The organism is Neptuniibacter sp. SY11_33 (assembly GCF_047778025.1).
Lineage (GTDB): Bacteria > Pseudomonadota > Gammaproteobacteria > Pseudomonadales > Balneatricaceae > Neptuniibacter.
The window spans coordinates 3,315,690-3,336,788 of the sequence record NZ_CP180543.1; the positions used below are offsets into that span (position 1 = coordinate 3,315,690).

At 45.0% G+C, this 21,099-nt stretch carries 16 protein-coding genes and 1 tRNA gene; 2 read left to right on the forward strand and 15 right to left on the reverse strand.

All coding sequences use genetic code 11. The features are described from left to right. Positions 1-16: 16 nt before the first annotated feature. From secF to queA, 5 genes are all read right to left on the reverse strand, one after another. Positions 17-937 carry a protein translocase subunit SecF gene (secF, locus tag ACMXYV_RS15685; protein ID WP_415889385.1) on the reverse strand — a complete coding sequence of 307 codons (921 nt, stop codon included), beginning with the start codon at positions 935-937 and terminating at the stop codon, positions 17-19. A 10-nt stretch (positions 938-947) separates the two neighbouring features. Continuing rightward, entirely contained in the window at positions 948-2,801 is a 1,854-nt protein-coding gene (gene secD / locus ACMXYV_RS15690; protein ID WP_415889386.1) for a protein translocase subunit SecD, read from the reverse strand. A gap of 65 nt (positions 2,802-2,866) precedes the next feature. Beyond that, positions 2,867-3,199, reverse strand: coding sequence for a preprotein translocase subunit YajC (yajC, locus tag ACMXYV_RS15695; protein WP_415882520.1), 333 nt, complete (start codon positions 3,197-3,199; stop codon positions 2,867-2,869). Positions 3,200-3,256: 57 nt separating this feature from the next. After that, positions 3,257-4,396 carry a tRNA guanosine(34) transglycosylase Tgt gene (gene tgt, locus ACMXYV_RS15700; protein ID WP_415889387.1) on the reverse strand — a complete coding sequence of 380 codons (1,140 nt, stop codon included), beginning with the start codon at positions 4,394-4,396 and terminating at the stop codon, positions 3,257-3,259. Positions 4,397-4,427: 31 nt separating this feature from the next. Beyond that, a complete protein-coding gene (gene queA, locus ACMXYV_RS15705) occupies positions 4,428-5,462 on the reverse strand; it encodes a tRNA preQ1(34) S-adenosylmethionine ribosyltransferase-isomerase QueA (protein WP_415889388.1) in 1,035 nt (344 codons plus the stop codon). A gap of 135 nt (positions 5,463-5,597) precedes the next feature. Between queA and ACMXYV_RS15710 the strand changes: the two genes are divergently transcribed. Beyond that, a tRNA-Leu gene (locus ACMXYV_RS15710) sits at positions 5,598-5,684 on the forward strand. Positions 5,685-5,776: 92 nt separating this feature from the next. Here ACMXYV_RS15710 and ACMXYV_RS15715 read toward each other — a convergent pair. The 7 genes from ACMXYV_RS15715 to ACMXYV_RS15745 all read right to left on the reverse strand — a co-directional run bounded on the left by ACMXYV_RS15715 (position 5,777) and on the right by ACMXYV_RS15745 (position 14,043). Next, positions 5,777-8,476, reverse strand: coding sequence for an ATP-dependent DNA helicase (locus ACMXYV_RS15715; RefSeq protein WP_415889389.1), 2,700 nt, complete (start codon positions 8,474-8,476; stop codon positions 5,777-5,779). Positions 8,477-8,663: 187 nt separating this feature from the next. Beyond that, positions 8,664-9,572, reverse strand: coding sequence for a DMT family transporter (locus ACMXYV_RS15720; protein WP_415889390.1), 909 nt, complete (start codon positions 9,570-9,572; stop codon positions 8,664-8,666). Between the two features lie 239 nt (positions 9,573-9,811). Further along, positions 9,812-11,701 (reverse strand): sodium:proton antiporter NhaD, encoded by a 1,890-nt coding sequence (gene nhaD, locus ACMXYV_RS15725; RefSeq protein WP_415889391.1) that lies wholly within the window; start codon positions 11,699-11,701, stop codon positions 9,812-9,814. 520 nt (positions 11,702-12,221) lie between these two features. Beyond that, complete coding sequence (locus ACMXYV_RS15730) at positions 12,222-12,488, reverse strand: hypothetical protein (protein WP_415889392.1); 267 nt, start codon at positions 12,486-12,488, stop codon at positions 12,222-12,224. Between the two features lie 12 nt (positions 12,489-12,500). Then, the gene (locus ACMXYV_RS15735; protein ID WP_415889393.1) at positions 12,501-12,647 is read right to left on the reverse strand and encodes a hypothetical protein; all 147 of its coding nucleotides are present in this window, start codon (positions 12,645-12,647) and stop codon (positions 12,501-12,503) included. A gap of 276 nt (positions 12,648-12,923) precedes the next feature. Beyond that, positions 12,924-13,586: a cupin domain-containing protein gene (locus ACMXYV_RS15740; RefSeq protein WP_415889394.1), complete on the reverse strand. Its 663-nt coding sequence runs from the start codon at positions 13,584-13,586 to the stop codon at positions 12,924-12,926. Between the two features lie 67 nt (positions 13,587-13,653). After that, complete coding sequence (locus ACMXYV_RS15745) at positions 13,654-14,043, reverse strand: VOC family protein (RefSeq protein ID WP_415889395.1); 390 nt, start codon at positions 14,041-14,043, stop codon at positions 13,654-13,656. A gap of 535 nt (positions 14,044-14,578) precedes the next feature. Here ACMXYV_RS15745 and ACMXYV_RS15750 point away from each other — a divergent pair. Continuing rightward, positions 14,579-16,843, forward strand: coding sequence for an EAL domain-containing protein (locus tag ACMXYV_RS15750; protein WP_415889396.1), 2,265 nt, complete (start codon positions 14,579-14,581; stop codon positions 16,841-16,843). On the opposite strand, the gene ACMXYV_RS15755 is transcribed toward ACMXYV_RS15750, so the two are convergent. The 3 genes from ACMXYV_RS15755 to parC all read right to left on the reverse strand — a co-directional run bounded on the left by ACMXYV_RS15755 (position 16,840) and on the right by parC (position 21,086). Next, positions 16,840-18,075 (reverse strand): diguanylate cyclase, encoded by a 1,236-nt coding sequence (locus ACMXYV_RS15755; protein WP_415889397.1) that lies wholly within the window; start codon positions 18,073-18,075, stop codon positions 16,840-16,842. The two genes, ACMXYV_RS15750 and ACMXYV_RS15755, sit on opposite strands and share 4 nt — an antisense overlap. A gap of 112 nt (positions 18,076-18,187) precedes the next feature. Then, positions 18,188-18,805, reverse strand: a complete 618-nt coding sequence (locus ACMXYV_RS15760; RefSeq protein WP_415889398.1) for an SH3 domain-containing protein — start codon at positions 18,803-18,805, stop codon at positions 18,188-18,190. A 1-nt stretch (position 18,806) separates the two neighbouring features. Then, positions 18,807-21,086: a DNA topoisomerase IV subunit A gene (gene parC, locus ACMXYV_RS15765; protein ID WP_415889399.1), complete on the reverse strand. Its 2,280-nt coding sequence runs from the start codon at positions 21,084-21,086 to the stop codon at positions 18,807-18,809. Positions 21,087-21,099: the final 13 nt, after the last annotated feature.

Genomic DNA, 21,099 nt, shown 5'->3' on the forward strand with positions numbered 1-21,099 from the left:
CCGGCTCTTGTCAAATTTAAGGGCGATCATCGACCTCGGTCTCTTTCTCCTCAGGAGGGAGAAGATCCTCTTTACAGATGTTCATCGCAATCAGGACGTTAGCCGCCACATAGATGGAGGAATATGTACCAATAAAGACACCCACCAACAATGCTGTCGCGAAACCGTGAATCATTTCACCACCGAATACGCTTAGCGCCAACAATACCAACAACGTGGTTAAAGAGGTCACCAAGGTACGACCCAAGGTTTGCGTCAATGAGATGTTCATCACCTCAACCGGCGAACCTTTACGCACTTTACGGAAGTTTTCACGAATACGGTCAGACACTACGATGGTATCGTTCAACGAGTAACCGATTACCGCCAATACAGCTGCCAATACCGTCAGGTCAAAGTCCAGTTTAAACAGAGCAAAGAAGCCAAGCACGATCAATACGTCGTGCGCCAAGGCCGCTACTGCACCTACAGAGAACTTAATCTGGAAACGGAACGCCACGTAAACCATGATCATGAACAATGCCAACAGCATACCCAGACCACCTTGCTCACGTAGTTCTTCACCTACCTGCGCACCTACGAACTCGTTACGGCGCAAGTTAAGCTGCTGCGATTCGCCCGTCTGCAATGCAGAAAGAACTTTATCACCCAGCTGAGGGTCATGATCCTGACCTAAACGGATAAGAATATCGGTTGGCGAACCAAAGGTTTGCACTACCGCATCTTCAAAACCCACATCTTTTAGCTGATCACGGATCTTGTTTAAGTCGGCTGGCTGTTCGTAGCCAATCTCAACCAAACTACCGCCAGTAAAGTCCAAACCGAACTTCAAACCGTTAACAGCCAAAGCACCAATAGAGACTATCAGTAAGACCACAGAGCAAGCTGCTGCGATCTTACGGAAGCCCATGAAGTTATATATCTTTTGTGTAGACATCACAGCTTCCTCAGATTGATAGTTTGCTAACTTGGCGGCCGCCGTAAGTTAAGTTAACCAGTGCACGCGTTACTAGAATCGCCGTGAACATAGAGGTCAAAATACCTACAGATAGCGTGATCGCGAAGCCTTTAACCGGCCCCGTACCCATCGCAAACAGGATAACTGCTGCAAGAAGCGTTGTGATGTTGGCATCAAAGATGGTCGTAGTCGCACCTTTGAAACCAGCATTAATTGCTGATTGCGCTGGCAGACCATTTTTAAGCTCTTCTTTGATACGCGAGAAGATCAGCACGTTCGCATCCACGGCCATACCAACCGTCAATACGATACCCGCAATACCCGGTAGTGTTAGTGTTGCCGACAGCATCGACATCACTGCAACCAATAGCATCAGGTTCAAGGTCAGTGCGATATTCGCTAGTAGACCGAACACGCGGTAGTACAAAATCATGAATAGCAATACTAGGGCTAGACCGATCTGAACCGACATCACACCGGTTTCGATGTTCTGCGCACCCAAGCTTGGGCCTACTGTACGCTCCTCTACAAAGTAGATTGGCGCAGCCAGTGCACCGGCACGTAGCAATAGCGCTAGTTCAGAAGATTCGCCTGCTCCATCCAAACCTGTAATTCGGAAAGAGTTACCCAATACCGCCTGAATTGTCGCTAGGGAGATAATGTTCTTCTCGGTGTAACGCACTTTCTCCGTTACCTGAACACCATCAACCGTCTTAGTTACGGTACGCTCTTTATCTTCTACGAACAGTACGGCCATACGACGCTGTACAGCGTTCTTAGTGGTACGAGCCATTAGCTCACCACCTTTAGAATCAAGCGAGATGTTTACCTGTGGCTGACCATTCTCATCGAAAGAAGCTTGCGCGTTAGATACGTTATCACCTTTGATGATGACATCTTTCTCTAGCGTAGCTTTACGGCCTAGCTCACTACGGAACTCATAAACCTCAGTACGTGCTGAGCTCGCACCTGGTTTCGCTTCCAAACGGAATTCCAGCGTTGCTGTTTTACCGATAATCTTCTTAGCTGCCGCAGTATCTTGGATACCCGGTAGCTGAACTACGATACGGTTACGACCCTGACGCTGTACTAGCGGCTCAGCTACACCCAGTTCGTTTACACGGTTACGAAGGGTTGTCAGGTTCTGCTTGATCGCATAAGTCTCGATATCACGAACAGCTTGCTCAGTCAGATTAACTTCAACATAAAAATCGCCATCGCGATCATCTGCTGTCACTAAGAACTCAGCGTACTCCTGACGCAGAAGGCTAACCGCCGCATCGCGAGACTCTAGCTTGGTGAATTTAATCGCCAAAGCACCGTTTTCACGCGTTTCTAGCTTACGGTAACGTAGCTTCTCTTCACGCAAACGACCTTTGATCTCAGACGCGTAGTTCTCTAGCTTCAGAGTTACTGCTTTAGGCAGATCCACTTCTAGAAGGAAGTGAACACCACCACGTAGATCAAGACCAAGCTTCATTGGGCCTGCGCCCATAGAAGAAAGCCATTCAGGCGTTGTTGGTGCCAAGTTAAGCGCTACAACGTAATCATCGCCCACTACGCGGGTAATAATATCTTTCGCTTTCAGCTGAGAATCGCCATCAGGGAAACGGATAAGGCCAGCTTTTCTATCAAGCTCAGCTGCCTTAACAGATACACCTTCACGCTCCAGCGCAGCAGTAACTTTTTCGATTAGCGGTTCATTCACTTCGAACACATCACGTGTGCCGGTTAGCTGAATCGCATAATCATCGGGATACAAGTTAGGTGCAGCGTATAAACCACCGAACACTAACACAAACAATATAAGGAGATTTTTCCAGAGGGGGTATCGATTGAGCATAGCGCCCTATTCCCTGATAGAAACAGAAACGCCACTACTAGATGTAGTGGCGTCTGTGAATTAGCTTAGATGCTCTTAAGAGTGCCTTTTGGCAGAGCTGCTGATACGTGAGTTTTTTGGAAAGTCAGTTCAGTACCTTCGCTCACTTCTAGAACAATGTAGTCGTCGTTTAGGTTAACTACTTTACCCAGAATACCACCTGCAGTGATCACTTCATCACCTTTGCTAAGGCCACCTAGAAGCTCTTTGTGCTCTTTAGCGCGCTTAGCCTGTGGACGCCACATGAAGAAGTAGAAGATCAGACCAAAGCCAACCAAGAAAATCATGTTGAACATGCCAGAATCCATTGGGGCACCGGCAGCACCTTCAGCATAAGCTGGGGAGATAAAGAAGCTCATTTAGCTACTCCTGAAAAATAATGTAAAAATTCTTGTCGTTATAAAAGTATTAACAACTTATATGGAGTCAATTGCGGGCGTTTCAAGGCCACGCTTACGATAAAATTCGTCCACAAAGTCGCTCAATTTACCCTGTTCGATAGCTTGACGCAATCCAGCCATTAGCTGCTGATAGTAATGCAGGTTATGAATGGTATTTAACTGTGCGCCTAAGATCTCTTTACACTTATCTAAGTGGTGCAAATATGCACGACTAAAGTTTTGGCAAGTGTAGCAATCACAGTTTTCATCAAGCGGACGCGTATCGGTTTTATTTACCGCATTACGGATCTTAACCACACCCGTATCGGTAAATAGGAAGCCATTTCGCGCATTACGAGTAGGCATTACACAGTCGAACATATCAACACCACGGCGAACCGCTTCAACGATATCTTCTGGTTTACCTACACCCATCAAGTAACGTGGTTTCTCAGCAGGCATTTTAAATGCAAGATGATCTAGTACTTTGACCATCTCATCTTTAGGCTCACCTACCGACAGACCGCCGATGGCATAACCATCAAAACCGATCTCTTCCAAGCCTTTCATCGATTCATCACGTAGATGCGGGTACATACCACCCTGAACGATACCAAACAACGCGGCAGGGTTATCGCCGTGAGCATCCTTCGAACGCTTAGCCCAACGCATAGACAAGCGCATAGACTCAGCCGCTTCGGTTTCTGTCGCTGGGTATGGCGTGCATTCATCGAAGATCATTACGATATCAGAACCCAACTCACGCTGAACCTGCATCGACTCTTCTGGACCCATAAACACTTTGCTGCCGTTAACAGGGGACTGGAAGGTCACACCCTCTTCGGTGATCTTACGCATCTTGCCCAAGCTAAATACTTGGAAACCGCCGGAGTCGGTTAGGATTGGGCCTTTCCATTGCATAAAGTCATGCAGATCGCCGTGTTGCTTAACAATCTCGGTACCCGGACGCAGCATCAAGTGAAAGGTATTACCCAAAATAATCTGTGCGCCAGTCGCTTCGATATCGCGCGGCGTCATACCTTTAACCGTGCCGTATGTCCCTACCGGCATAAACGCTGGCGTTTCTACCGTACCACGTGGGAACTGCAAGCGACCGCGACGGGCTTTGCCGTCTTCAGCCAGCTTATCAAACTGCATAAAACATTCTCTGCTCATTTAACTTTTACCTCTAATTTACGCAGTTAAATCACTGACCACTTTTACGTGTTAAATACATGGCATCGCCATAACTAAAGAAACGGTATTTCTGCTCAACCGCCTCTTTATATGCCTTCATCATGTTGTCGTAGCCGGAGAACGCGCTCACAAGCATCAACAAGGTCGATTCTGGCAGGTGGAAGTTGGTGATCATCGCATCCACAGATTTGAATTCGTAACCAGGGAAGATAAAGATATCGCTATCACCAAATAATGGCTCGATTTCGCCATTACGGCTCGCGCTCTCCAAGCTGCGCACACTGGTTGTCCCTACTGCAATCACACGACCACCTTCGGCACGCGTTTGCTTCACCAGCTCACAAACCTCTTCGCTCACTTCGATATACTCGGAGTGCATCACATGCTCATCGACATTATCGACCTTAACTGGCTGAAACGTACCTGCGCCTACATGCAAAGTAACAAACGCACGTTTCACGCCCATGTCATCCAGCTTAGCAAGTAGTGCATCATCAAAATGCAGGCCTGCTGTTGGTGCAGCAACGGCACCCGGCTTTTTGTTGTAAACCGTTTGATAACGTTCACGATCTTCTAACTGATCTTCACGTTTCATATACGGCGGCAGCGGCATATGACCATGCTGCTCAAGCGCCTGCACCAATCCGCCTTCAATCAGAAACTTAAGCTCGAATAGGTTCTCGTGTCGAGCAACCATCTCAGCTTCAATACCACCTTCAAGAATCAGCTTAGCACCCGGCTTAGGCGAACGACTGGAACGTACATGGGTTAAAGCACGCTTATCGTCTAAAACACGCTCAACTAAAACCTCAACTTTACCGCCAGACTCTTTAGTACCAAATAAACGAGCTGGGATAACACGGGTGTCATTGAAGATCATCAGATCACCCGGCTGGATCAACTCAAGCACATCGGTAAACTGACCGTGATTGAGTTCACCAGAATCGCCATTCACAGATAACAAACGGCTAGCGCTACGCTGTTCTAGAGGAAAACTCGCAATGAGTTCCTCTGGAAGCTCAAAATGAAAATCTTTAACCTGCATTCAGGGAATTCTTCTATATCAACATCAAAGGGACTTAAGGGCGCGCATTGTACCGGAAAGGAGATTTTTTTTCAGGTTTTCAAAAGTATTGATTGACGCAAGCGTCCAGATTTCTATAATACGCCTCTCTTAAGTGCCAGCGTGATGAAATTGGTAGACATGAGGGATTCAAAATCCCTTGCTCGCAAGAGCGTGCCGGTTCGAGTCCGGCCGCTGGTACCACGAATTCTAAAGAAAAGGCCCGCTCATTGAGCGGGCCTTTTCTTTTTGTGGTCCTTTCACATTCTAAAATGTCTCTGACCTAATTAATCCAATTAAACCCTTTGAAAGCCACGACGATGGGCCAGTAAATTTACATCTTTTGAATTAGAGCCTCGCTGAAGACGCTTTAATACTCTCTGCTGCGTTTCTGGAGTCCAGAAAACCTGCAAGTTTTCACGCGCACGTGTAATAGCCGTGTAGAAAATACTATGGGTAATATCATCTTCATTCGCATCAGTAATCACGACTTTGACAGAATCATATTCCAACCCCTGCGCTTTATGAATCGAAACAGCATAAGCAACCTGAAAAGGCACTGTTATATTCAAGCGATCGTCGTCGTCATCACTCGCATCATAATCGTAGACTGTAAAGCGAACAGTAGAATCCTCAATCCATTCCAGCTCATCACCATCAACATCAACATCAAACGCACTCAAGGGGCGATCGAGTTTAACATCAAACTTAATCCAACCTACATCATGCTCAATTCCAACAATCCAGCCTTTTAAATTGTTATAGATAACTGGACTAAATCTCTCACTATCATGGAATAGGACCGGATCTCCCACCTTATAGGTTGCTTCACGCCACGTCGTGGCACGCCCAAGATTACTACTTTGCAAAAATCGATTGATATTATTGATGCCATAAAGACCATCGTAATTTAAACAAAGTATTATTTCGTCATGACCAATCGCTTCAAATAAACTTCTATCAAGAACCCTAGAATAGCAATTGCGAACCATTGACTCTGCTATGTCATCCTCTAGATTTCTAACCTTTGTCCAGAAGTCGAGCAAACTAGGGTTCTTAGCTCTATATGGTGTTGTCAGCTCAAACACGGCACTTTGAGGTAAGAATGACGGCATCAGCTCGAACCAATTCCCAAATTGAATAGATTCAATCTGATATACATCTCCAACAAGAACCAAAAGCCCAAACTTGGTTTTCTCTAACACTTTAATGAGGTCGGCATTACTGACCGTGCTACATTCATCGATAATTAGCAGATCATATTCCTGATCAGCACTGTTCCATATTTGGCTCTTTATGGTTCTAAATTCCGAGTTTTGAGAACGTACCTTACGTTTTAAATTGTCTGTAGCAGGATTTGTATGAGCGAGAAAGAGCTTTTTCTTATCATTGAAGTAATGCGCAATATGATCAACCATGGTCGATTTACCAGTACCTGCCGCCCCATACACTAAAGCCACGCATGACTGACTAAATAACTGCTTGAGAGAATTCTGCTTTTCAGGATCGTCTATACCATGCGCAGTTTCATGAAGCCATCGCTCCACAGCTTGTGCATAACCATTAATATTGGAAGACGTGAATTTCTGTAACTTCTCCACAATAGCAGCAGTATCATCTTCGTACTCTCTTATGAATACTTGACCATTTTCAATGACCAGCTGCCGGCCTGTATGCCGATAATACAATTCTTTGTTGTATGCATATGCTAAAGCAGTTATGTCCCCTAACTCCTGTACATCAGCTAAAGCCGTATAAAGAGCCCCATTCCTCTCCACATTATTCTTAACACTGCGTGCGAGTATTTCATGCTTACGGCCGCTTGCATCGAGACTTTCAATCAAATCTTGAAAACGAGGATTATGTCCTGGAAGAGAAGTACAAAAAGGCATCTTATCGAATGGTATACAACCGTATGAAAGCAACATGTTAGACAAATAGCCACAGCCTCGATAATCAAACTGCATTTTCAAATTCAGGTTATACATACGCAACATCAAGTAACGTAAGACGTTGCTACCTGGAGCTGAGGCACTAATAACCCCTCGAGCTCGATCCAGAGCTTTAAAAATCTGTTTTTTGGATACGTCATCATTTGAAGCTAAACGCTTTACGTGTTCATAAGCATCATTTTTCATATCCATTAAATCAAGCAAGTTTCCAGAACCTTGTGTTAACCAATACATTAGAAAACGATATTCTGCTGAGTTGGTTCGCACTTCAGAATCTATACCTAACAAGCGAGAAAAATTATTAAATTCACAAGGCCGAATAGATACTTCCCATTCGCGAATAACCATAATCGGCATGGTCTGACCAATAACGTCTATAGAATCCCGTTGAAGCGTCAGCATCGCTGCATATTTATCCGTCATATCAATGCTCGTAAAAGCAATGATTCGATCAAATTTACTTACTTTGTTAACTGCACGACAGAATGTAACTTCGTAATAAACATGCCAACCGACAAAAAACGGTCGAGTTTTATGAATGTAGTAACGGCCTTTTGAACAGTCATCCATTGATGAATAACGTGATTCCTCAATTCGTGCCGCAATCTTCTCATGGTACTCACGCATTGATGGGTCGAGATCTACAGGAAAATTTTCAAGATTATGTAAGAGTTCAATACCAAACCACTCTTTCAGTAAGCTACGCATACGATGAAGATATTCGTAATACTTGAGCATCAATCGCTCGGAACCATCTCCATTCATAGTAAAGTGAGATGTAGTTTGCTGAATCAATTTATGAAACTTCAACAGAAAGCTTAGTTTCGAATCACCACCTACATATGAAAGCCCAGGCTCGACTGAGGGATATGTAAAAGCGGCATTCCAATCTTTTGTATGAAGAAATACAGCGACACCCTCAACCAAATTTCGAAGTTGAGAAAGGATATTTAGGGAAAGTAAATCTCGCTGACCCGCAAGCAGATCAATATTCTGACAAATCGCTGCATTTGCATTAATAATCTGTGAACTCACCGTAAGCATATTCGGTCATTTTCCTCCAATGAAAATGGACATTCAGGTACAGGAACCTTGGCCAGATAAACTGACCGCACCACATTTATCTATATAGAGCATGCAAAATTCTGGCTCGCTACGCCAATAAATTTAATAAAAAGTCCCGCTCATTGAGCAGGCCTTTTCTTTTCCTAGCCACTAAAAGCAAAACGTTCTAGCTACTAGCTTCTATTTCCTTAATAACCTTCTTCCCCCGCCACCCAATAAACAGCCCAGAAGACACTATCAACGCTGAGCCAACCAACATTGACGTGGTGAACTCTTCACCAAAGAACAACAGCCCCAGCGAGCAACCAAACAGTAAACGGGTATATCTAAACGGCGTTACTGCGGACACTTCGCCAGTACGCATCGCTTTCATTAAACAGGAATAGGCGATTACCCCCGCGACCGTAGCAATCACAATCGACAATAGCTCGGACTGCGAAGGCAACCTATAAACCTCACCGGCCCAGCTGGAATAAAGGAGCCCAGAGATCAAGACCGATAAAAAGCCATAAAAACCTAGCCTTGCTGTACCTATAGTCGGTGGTGCCATACGGCTTGCGAGGTCTCTACCGGCAAAACCGATCATCCCTATTACCGCCAACAAAGAGAGCTGAGAAAAGCCATCAGCGCCCGGCTGCACGATTAAGATAACGCCTAGCAAACCTATAAATATGGCTAACCACCTAACGGGGCTTACCTTTTCCCCTAGAAACAGCACAGCGCCCGTCACAACTACAAGCGGAGTAGCTTGCAGAATAACGGTTGCGGTAGACAGGGGAATAAAGGCGATTGCGAGTACGTAAAACAGCCGCCCGATTACTTCAAAGACGATGCGAATACGCATAGGCAAAGACAGAACATCTTTGATAAACAGCGGCTCGCGGTTAAATTTAAGCATAACCGCAAACAGGAACATGCCACCTAAACCAAACAAAGCTAACACCTGCCCAACCGGCAAGGTTTGCGCAGCCCCCTTAACCAACGCATCTTCGATAGCAAACGCAGCCATGGCAGCAATCATCCACAGGCTGCCGACTAAATTATCTTTACTACTTGTACCTGTTGAGTGTGCCACGTGATCTCTGCGTTCCGATAGGTAGGTTGATAATGACCTACCATCCTACCTATCCCTTCTTAATCCCCAAGGCACAGCCAATAGAATATGAATAGTTACAGATCTGTAGAAAGCGGGATAGCGCCGTCGTTTAAATGAAATAGGAAGAAGCCAAACAAAAAAGGCCTGCTCAATGAGCAGGCCTTTCTTTTTCTAGCCACTAGCAGCGAAGCGATCTAGCTACTAGTCACTGAGTGCAATCAAACACCGTTAATCAGTAGGTGTACGCCGATACTTGCTACATAGCCTAGGGCAATTGCAGGCGCCCATTTTAGGTGAGATGCAAAGGTATATACGCCACGCGCTGTACCAAGCAGCGCTACACCTGCAGCAGAACCGATCGCAAGCATACTACCGCCCACACCCGCTGTTAGGGTTACTAGTTGCCATTGGCCTAGCGACATCGCTGGATCCATTGTTAATACCGCGAACATCACCGGAATGTTATCTACAATCGCCGATAGTACACCGACCAGACCATTCGCCCATGTTGGACCAAGGTCGTTGTACATAAGCTCCGAAACGATTGCCATGTAGCCAAATTGGCTCAAGCCAGCCACACACATAATTACGCCGTAGAAGAACAGTAACGTATCCCACTCGGCACGTGATACACGTTCCATCACGTCGAACTCTTTAACTTCTTCACGCTTCTCGGTCATATCTTCAAACAGTTCTACAGCACCGACTGTTTCACCATTTTCATCAACAACAGGTGCAGCACTAAACATTAGGTACGCGCCTGAGTTACCGATATTGTCGAAGTAGTTAGCAGCATCGTAAGACTTACCGCCCATTGGGTTGTCACGATACTTGTTTTGATAATGCTGACGTACACCTGCACCTGATTCGTCTTCTAGGACAGCATCTGCCAAAGTTGGACGTTGATCCTTATAGAAGCCTTTCCAGTGATCTTTAGTGCCGATCATCTCTTCAGCTGTGATACCCGTTAGGTTTTCTAGTGCAGTATTCCAGTGGGTAACATTTTTCTGTTTGTCGATCATAAATGCCGGATAAGGCTGGTCATTTAGATGCTCGCCAATATCCTTGCCGTAAGCCTGCAACACACTCAATGGGTTTTGATGCGCATCACTGCGACCACCAAAGATTGAGTCAGCCATAATCGTACGACCTTCCACCTTTTTCAGGTAGAAAGAGTACAAACCTAGGTAACCCAGACCAAACATCATGCCAGCCGCAGGCGGTAGGTGTAGGAAGCTGTGGAAGCTTACTGCAGTCACGATAGTCGCAAGGAACAGAACGATCATTACCTTTGCGCCCATTTTCATAAAGGACTTTTCCTGAGACGCTTCTGGGATCTCATTAGGGATCGTGAAGTGCATGATAACCGCAGGTACTAACCAGTTAACCAATGATGGGATAAATAGTGGTAGGAACTGCAAGAATTCTACCTTCCCTTTCTGCCAAACCATCAGGGTTGTGATATCACCGAATGGAGAGAAAGCACCACCCGCATTTGCCGCCACAACTACGTTGATACAAGCAATCGACACAAAGCGAACGTTCTTACCGCCAACAGCCATTACAACCGCGCCCATCAGTAGTGCAGTCGTTAAGTTATCCGCAATCGGAGAGATAACAAATGCTAGTGCGCCGGTAACCCAGAAAACCTTACGTAGAGAGTAACCACGGGATACCAGATAAGCACGCAGCGCTTGGAATACATTACGATCTTCAAGCGCGTTAATGTAGGTCATCGCTACTAGCAGGAATAGGAATAGCTCTGCGTATTCGATAATCGCATGTTTAATCGCATGGTGCGCCTGTTCTGTGGCACCAATTTCCTTAAATGCTAGCGCTACTAGAATCCAAATCAGACCCGCAGCCACCAGAACCGGCTTACTTTTAAGCAGATGAATATTGTTTTCCAGCGGAACCAATGAGTAAGCCAAAATAAAGATGGCGATACTTAGATAGCCATAGAAAGAGGCGCTCAGTTCCGGAACGTTAGCGGCCGCTCCGCCTGTTTCCGCAAAAGCAGTAAGAGGAAGCAGTAAGAGACCAACAACAGCCAACACAAAGCGTAAGCTTGCGCTGTTGATCTGTGGAAAAAACATCGACAGGTTCATGGTCAGAATCCGATTTTAAAATTGTTGTGTCTGGATCAGGTTACGGGTTTAAAAATACCCGCCGAAATCACATAAGAATTGACAATTCTTATGTGATTTCTGCCTAGCAACTTGCAGGGCTTGACCCATCGTCACGAGAAAGAGCGTCAACAAATGACCAAATTCGAGTAGACCAACGTTAAGTCCAACCAGCTACTAGCATGGCGTGTATTCATGCCTATGCTAAAAATGCTGCAATGCACACATTTTTGAGCGGGGCTAGGGTAACGCTTTAAAACAAAAGTAAATACTGGTCTTTAGAGCAATAAAGCACCATCTTTTGAGTAAAGGAGTCCGGTAAAAAGACAAGGGGTCTGAGCTAGCTGTAGGAAACTTACTCACGAATGCGCGTTTTTACATAGCGTAGCGCCAAAAAGGGACACAAATTCAAGGTGTATAGGCTGTGCTAACTTAAACCTTTTGGATAGGGACCAGAAGGAGGAGATCTGTTTTATCGATCTTTTAAATAGGAAGAAAGGGACTATTGCGAGATTTGTTCGCCACTATAAAGTTTGCGAACTTTATTCAAAAATCTGACACGCTGAGTATTGTTTGAGAACTCGGTCGCAACCACTTCGCCATTTACGACACGGATACGTGAAAAACAATCCTTCAGCTCTAAATGCTTTTTGCCTTGGCCCGCCGCATAGACACCACGAAGGAAGAAACCACTACTCGATTGCTGACCTTCAGTCACAATCTTGTCGTATACCGCTTTAAAAATTGAGGGGTTGATCACAGAACCCATAAACCTCTCCTTCTACTTTTCTTCAGCGTGTTTTAAAAAGTCGTAGATATCTTTGTGTTGCTTCGCCAACCAATCGTTATTTGACGAACTGCTGTTGGATATTTTATCTGCGAGGCGCAGTAGTGTTTTGTACGATTCACGATCTTTGATTGAGTGCATAACTTCCTCTCCTCCAGTAAGAAAAGACTTAGCTGTTTATGCTCTTTGTGGCTAAAACAATGCCTGCTGATTTTCATGGTGCTTAAGGTGGGAGAAGTTCTACCTGCCTGAGAGCGAGCAGGTAGAACTGTTCAGCAATGTTAATGGTGAGGTCGTCCATTGCCTATCACTTATGAGCGGGATCTAGATTATCAATAATGATAATGATTCGCAATAGCGTTTTATGGTTTTTAGTAAATAATTTTAGTTCGACAGAAATACTGGTTAGCAGCGCTATTAGAGATGTCCCGTTTTCACATAGATTAATGCGCCATCGTCCTTGGTATAAGGGTGATGCTCACTCAAATGAGGACTACGCAACCACGAACCTTTTGGGTAGACACCATGCTCATCGTAGAACGTGCCTTCGAGCACCAGTATCTCTTCACCGCCAAAATGACGATGGGGGTTAAACTGCGTATTCGGCGCCCACTTCACCAAGGCGACATGCTCGCCCTCAAATTCATGTAAAGGCATCACGGTTAAACCATCGACCAAGCCTTGTTGCCAAGGTTGCTTAAGGGTGTCGATCGCCTTTTGTTCGTTATCGGCTTCGTTAAACTGCTGCAGTTTTACAAAGATGGTCGCCCCCTCTTTGCCGATCTTCGGGGTGTGGGAGGTGCCAATAGGATTACGGACGTAACTCCCTTGTGGATAATCTTGATGTTCATCAGAAAACACACCTTCAAGCACGAAGAACTCTTCCCCTCCACTATGCACATGTGGAGAGAACTCACTAAAAGGCGCATAACGGACAATCGAGGTCGCCCGTGCAGACTCATCACCAATACGGTCTAGCATCATGCGCTCGACACCCGCCATTGGCGAATCAACCCAATGATAATCTTCGGGACGAATAACTACGCGTTGTTCAAAATCGGCATTGATGCGCGTGACCATAGAACAGTCCAATTAAAAAGGGCCTAGCCATATAACACTATTAAGCTGAGCCCTACGTTTTGAATTACTATGCTGTTTCAGCATAGGTAATGACAGATACCACTGCACCCGTGTTATCCATAATCGCACACATTCGCCCTACATCAGGTACATCCATCGGTGGATAAATAGCTTTACCACCGTTAGCTTCGGCAAGAGCCAATGTAGCATCAACATCATCTACCGTTATATAAGTTCCCCAGTGGTTAGGCACACCTGCAGACTCTGGTGGTTTAGGCATAATCCCGCCAACCGGATTACCATCGACCTTCAGCACACGATAGATCATCTCCCCCATATCTACGTGCTCAACTTCCCAGCCGATAACCTTTTCATAGTAGGCCGTAGCAGCTTCGACATCATCGGTCATTAATTCTGACCAACTAAAGATTCCCTGTTTTCTAAATGCTTCGTCCATAATTTTTCCCTTTATATAGTGAAGAAGGTAAACCTAAATTCAGGCTAAAAAGGCACGTAACGCCACCCTGATAAAACACTATTTACTTTGTACGTTATTTCTTTTGAGAGTTCATTAAAGTTCCCTTTTACATTCCTATCCAGTCTACGCGCCACAAATCACCAGTAATTTCTCACAATTTTTTGATAACAACACAGGCGATATCCATAAATAAACGTGAGAAACATCCCCCTACAAAGAGCCATAAATCTACTACCAAATATAGAGACCGTTATATTTAAAACTGGTTATATAATGAGATCAGTTTGAGCTAGACAAAGCTGTAGAACTGAACTGATAAATTGGATTTACGTTTTAGACCCATCGATAATCTTTCGATCATCGCAAGGAAGCTAACCCTCCTCACAAGGAGCTCAGCTTTGACTACGCTATATGATGTAATTAGCAAAGGTACTTTCGATGATAGGCACACATTTCCCCATATTGCTGTCTTATTTTCATATTGCTTAAACTCTCTACGCTTGAGTGAAGCTCTATGCTGTTTATAAGAAATAACATCTGGCTTGCGTTTTACGTCTTCCTCTTGGCAGGTTTCGCTGCGTTTATTTTTATTCTGACGAAAACTCATGAGTCTATCCGGGAAAACGTGAGATTAGAGCAAGAGAACCTGACTCGAATCACATCAAACTCGGTTGAAGCCTCACTCCGCCAATATGAAACTCTTTTAGATATTCTCGGGCAGGAGCTCTTACACGAAGATAAGTATCTGGATCGAGAGAAATCGATTCAGGAGATAGACAAATTACTTAATGCATCTCACACGACTCATAACTTCTTCCAAATAGATCTTGATGGCAATATCGCCGTCACGAACTCCCTCTCCCAAGATAAACGAGAATCTTCGCTTAACCTGCTGCAAAACCCGAAAGCCAAAGAATCCTTCAACCTCACCTTAGACAGCAATGCAGCCGTTATTGGCCGAACCTATTTTAGCTACTGGGAAGACGCCCTAATCATCCCGATTCGTAAAACGATTAGAGATTCACAGGATAAACCGTTATTCGTCGTATCCCTTACCATCAATATTGAAAAAGGTTTGCCGTTCTTTTCTAACACTATTGAGCACAGCGCTGATTACAGTGTGTTTATCTATAGAGAGCGAGACCGATATTTTCAGGTGGCCCCTAAACGTCTTATCAACGATCCAGCCGTATACGAACATCAATTTTCGGAAGAGAGGATTCAAGAAAGCATCGACTACGTAGAACAAGCCTACAACACAAGTTTTGAGATTATTAAAGATAAACAGATCATTACGACCCATGTCACCGGTAAATTTAATGATGATTCTCAATCGATGATGTCTAACTTTTTTATCAAAGAGTTTCAGCTTTGGGTCGGGGTAGAACGAGATACCCAGGTCATTCGTCAGAAGTTTTTCCAAGCAGCCACCAATCTAGTTTTACTGTTCTTTTTTGCTTACGCCGTCATATTTTGGCTCTTTCGAGTGATTAGCAGTAATGAGAAGAAAAAAGAGGAGCTACTAACCTTTAGAGCAACCCATGACTTCCTCACCAATCTGCCTAACCGCTATTTTCTGGACAATTACTTTTCCAAACTAGAAGAGCAAGACAGTTACCATCTCCTGTTTATCGACATGGATAACTTTAAGACAGCCAATGATAACTTCGGTCATGATTATGGCGATCAGGTTCTGATTGAAATCACTAGAAGGCTCAAACTAAGCACTCAGGATAGAGAATGCCTTGTTGCGAGATACAGCGGTGATGAGTTTGTAGTCGTAGCATTCAATCTTTCAAGCTTTGAAGCAGAACGCTTAGCCGAAGATATTTTAGAAGAGATATCTAAACCCTACCTAATAAGTGGCAACCGCTTAATTTTAAGTGCCAGCATAGGTATATCTCACTGCCCAACCGATGCTAGCTCATTTGAAGAAGTTAAAAGGCTCTCAGACTTTGCCTTGTATGAAGCGAAGCATAATAAAAATTGCTACACAGTCTTCCACGAAGAACTGAAGAAACGCTATCTAGATGACCTTTCACTGGAAAATAAACTGAGAGATGCGATTAAGAACGAGGAAATTTACGTCGTTTTTCAGCCACAAGTTTCCTCAGAGGGGGCATTAACCGGATTAGAGTCTTTAGTGCGTTGGAATAGTAAGGAGTTTGGCCCAATTCCACCCAACCGTTTTATCCCCATCGCTGAAAATTCAGGCCTTATGCCAGAGCTTGGCCGCTACATCATTCGTCAATCCTTAGATCAGGCTGAAAAATTAACCTCCATCAATTGCTCAATATCGATTAACGTTTCTATAAAGCAGTTTTTCTCAGATGGCTTTTTTGAGTACTTCACACAACAAGCGAATCAATCTCTGATAGATAAACGCAGGCTCAAGATCGAGATTACCGAAAGCCTATTTATCCAAGATCTAGATTACATACTTGGGATAATCAACCAGTTTAAAGCGGAAGGCTTATCTGTATCTTTAGATGACTTTGGTACAGGCTACTCATCTTTAAGCTTATTGAAGAACCTGCCTATCGACGAGTTGAAAATCGATAAGAGCTTTGTCGATGATATCGTCGAAGACAAAGGCGCCAGATTATTACTGCAAGGCATCATCGATATAGCCCATAAGATGGGGATAACCATTGTGGCTGAAGGTGTTGAAACATTCGAGCAAAAGCAGATCCTTTATGATCTGGGATGCGAAGTGTTTCAGGGATATTACTTCTACAAACCGATGCTTATTGGCGATCTGATTGAGGAGTTTAACTAAGCCTCGTGGAGATAAACGCCGTTTTTACCGCTTTTCTTAACGCGATACATGCGTTCATCAGCTACACGCACCAGAGTTTCTAGATCCTCCCCATCCTGCGGACAGTTAGCACCACCGACTGAACAACTGACCTCAAGATCATCAGCAATATCGGCATAGCTCTCGTTCATAACATCAAGCAAGCGCTCTGCAAGGCCTGGAGCACAGGTCGCAGAATCATTACATCGGATAATCATCGCGAACTCATCGCCACCAATACGCGCCACAAAATCTCCGTCCCGAAGCGCAACACTAAGTCTAGAAGCTACTTCCACCAGCACTTTGTCACCGATTTCATGACCGTAGGTATCGTTGATCATTTTAAAATCATCGACATCAACAAACAGCACAGTTAGGCAGCCTTTTCGAGAAGCTGCATCCTGCATAATTTCATGTCCCGTAGTCATAAAGGCTTTACGGTTAGGAACACGGGTTAATTCACAGTGATGCGCTTCGTAAGCCATCGCTCGCTGCTGTTGCTGTGCTTCTTCAACTTCTGCAGTTGTATCCTCTAATGCCTGCTGGACCTGTTTTTTTTCTAATAAAAGCATCAGAAAACGATTCATAACATCGTGATAGTGATAGGCAGCGAGGACGACAAATGGCATAGCGAGCAGACCCACAAGCAACGCATTGATCAGATTGGTAATCTGCTTATTCATATCGCGCTTGACCACTTCATGGAAACGATTATTCTCCCGCTGCAACACCGCTAAAGCAGCCAGCGCCTGAGTATCATCTATACGAACTTGCTTATCGATTTGCTGGGTAGATGTACCTCTGTGCACAGCCAGCTCAGCAACATGTAAGTTATCTCGATACATCTGCAAAGTCTGGCGGATCACTAACAACGCTTGGTTCTCTTTACTATTGAGCTCTAAAGCAGAGTAGTGGGTAATGACTTGAGTGGATTTATCTATATCACCGCGTAAACGATCCAGCAAAATCTGATCCTGGCGTAGGACATAGTTTTTAAAGTTATGGATGAAACCGCCATAACCTATGGCGCGGTGTAGTTCTGAAAGCGCGGTAGCACGGCTCTCGGAGGTATAGCTATAAGCATTCCAAGCATCTCTTACCCCAGAAGAGAGAAATAGGAGAAGCCCTCCCATCAGTAAGATAACGATGGATAATGAAACAGCTAAAATCGTAATACGACGACTAAATCGCTTACGGAATAAACGTCCTTCCATGACGTACAGCACCTATGTTGCCGACTAAAAACCGTCAAAAATGTAGGTGTATATCATAGCCCGTTTATATAGAGGGTCAAGTGTATGAAAATTTAGTAGTAAGACCTTAGAATTACTGTGCAGCACAGTTGTAATAAGCCACACTAAACTCTTCAGGGTTCACCACTGTGTTTAACCCAACATTCAGTCGCATTAAACCTTCAGCATGCCCTCCCAATAAATGGAAGCTTTGCACGTCACTGGTTTTAATCGGGATAACTTTACGGTCCCCAGGAATCACAAAATCCGCCCAGCACTCTACTTTTGCCTGCTTTCTCTGCTTGGTAGGGTCAGTAATCACAAAAGAAACATCCAGATAACAGAGTGAGCCCATACCCACCGTAGTTCGATCGGTACATACAGGTTTATCAGCGATAACTTCTAAACTAAAAGGCGATGCTTCGGCTGATTTTGGCTGTTCAAGTGTTTGAAGTGCTAGGTATTGGTTAAATATCCATCCTATCACTTTCTGTTTATTCGGCTTTAAAAAGAAAACTTCAGACCATTGTCCCTCTCTGCGGGTTTCTAGCACCAACTGGTCTTTACTGACCTGTGCTATCACTCGCCATTTCTGCCCCGGTCCCTTACGAATATTGATGTTATCGCCGGTAATTTGGTAATACTCCAAAGCCTGCGCAGGCAGAGCAAATAGAAGTACACAGAGGCAGAACCATGATCTGAAGAGTTTCATTTTATTCCTCACCCTCAGACTGACCTTGAGCGTTGTTATCCACTTCCAAACTATCTACGCGCTGATAACCGCGCGGTAACTTGTTACCCCGACGACCTCGCTCACCTCGATAGTGCTCGATATCAGCAGGCTTAAGTTTCAAGTGTTGGCGACCCGCATGCACTAACAGCGTATCTTCCGGAGCAATAACAGCTAAAGCCGTTACCAATTCCTCTCGAGCTGACGCTCTAGCTGACGGAATATTGATGATTTTGTTACCTTTACCACGCGCCAGTTGCGGTAGTTCAGACACAGGGAATACCAACAAGCGCCCTTCAGTTGTCACAGCAGCCAAAAGAGAGCCTTCGACTGAACTCATAGTGATTGGCTGTAAAATCTGGGCGTTCTTAGGCAGGGTTAATGCCGCCTTACCGTTTTTAGTCTTACTAGTGAGATCAGAGATCTTAGCGATAAAACCATAGCCAGCATCAGACGCCATCAAGACCTGATCGTTATCCTTACCTGCAATTGCAGCATCAACCGTGGAACCTTTTGGCAGCGTAATCCGTCCTGTTACGGGTTCACCTTGTCCACGAGCTGACGGTAGATTATGGGTCTCGATCGTAAAACTTCGACCCGTGGTATCTAATAAGAGGGTCGGTTGGTTAGTTCGGCCCTTACAACTTAACTTAAAGGCATCACCGGATTTGTAATTGAGGCCCTCGGCATCAATGTCATGGCCTTTTGCAGCACGAATCCAACCCTGTTTAGAGATCACTACTGTGACAGGATCAGACGATAGAAGGTCTTTCTCGCTGAATGCCTGCGCTTCTTCTCGTTCTACGATTGGCGAGCGGCGGTCATCACCATACTCTTCAGCGGCGTCTTGGATCTCTTTCTTGATCAGTTTACGCATCTTAGCGTCAGAACCCAGAATACCTTCCAGCTTCTTACGTTCTTCTTCCAGCTCGTTCTGCTCAGACTGGATCTTAAACTCTTCCAGTTTCGCCAAGTGACGAAGTTTAAGGTCTAGAATCGCATCCGCTTGAATTTCTGTCAGACCAAAACGCTTAACCAACTCGGCTTTCGGGTCTTCCTCGTGGCGGATAATCGCAATGACCTCATCAATATTGAGATACGCGACCATCAAACCTTCAAGGATATGTAGGCGATCCAGCACCTTAGTTAGACGATGATTCAAGCGTTTACGTACAATCTCTGTCCGCCAGCTAAGCCATTCAACCAATATCTGACGAAGGTCCTTAACTTGCGGTTTGCCGTCCACACCGATCATATTCATATTCACACGATAAGTGCGTTCAAGATCAGTAGAGGCAAATAGATGGGCCATTAGCTGCTCGACATCAACACGGTTCGAGCGAGGAATAATCACTAGGCGGGTTGGATTCTCATGATCAGATTCATCACGAAGATCACTCACCATCGGCAGCTTTTTCTGCTGCATCTGAGCGGCGATCTGCTCCAAAATTTTAGCACCCGAAACCTGATGCGGTAGCGCAGTGATGATGATCTCACCCTGCTCTTTCGTATATACGGCACGCATCCGCACAGAACCACGCCCAGTTTCGTAAACCTTTTTCAGATCACGGCGAGAGGTGATGATTTCTGCATCAGTGGGCATATCCGGGCCAGGCACGATCTCGGTAATTTCATCCAGATCAGCGCGCGGATTATCTAGCAAGTGCACACAGGCTTTAGCCACTTCACGCAGGTTGTGCGGCAGAATATCAGTCGCCATACCTACCGCGATACCCGTCGTGCCATTCAACAACACGTTTGGTAAACGCGCAGGCAAAATCGCAGGCTCACGCATAGTGCCATCAAAGTTAGGCACCCAATCAACCGTACCTTGACTGATTTCAGCCAGTAAAACTTCGGCATAACGCGCTAAACGGGATTCGGTATAACGCATCGCTGCGAACGATTTAGGATCATCCGGAGAACCCCAGTTACCCTGACCATCCACCAACGGATAGCGATAGCTGAACGGCTGAGCCATTAATACCATCGCTTCATAACAAGCGGAATCGCCGTGCGGGTGAAACTTACCCAACACATCACCCACTGTACGCGCGGACTTCTTATACTTGGCCGATGCTTTAAGACCCAACTCAGACATCGCATAAACAATGCGGCGCTGAACCGGTTTCATGCCATCACCTACATGGGGCAACGCACGATCCAAAATTACGTACATGGAGTAATCCAGATACGCTTTTTCCGTAAAGTCTTTTAAAGCAAGGCGCTCAGTGCCATCTTCAAAGGTCGTTTGTACCGTCATAATTCACATTACA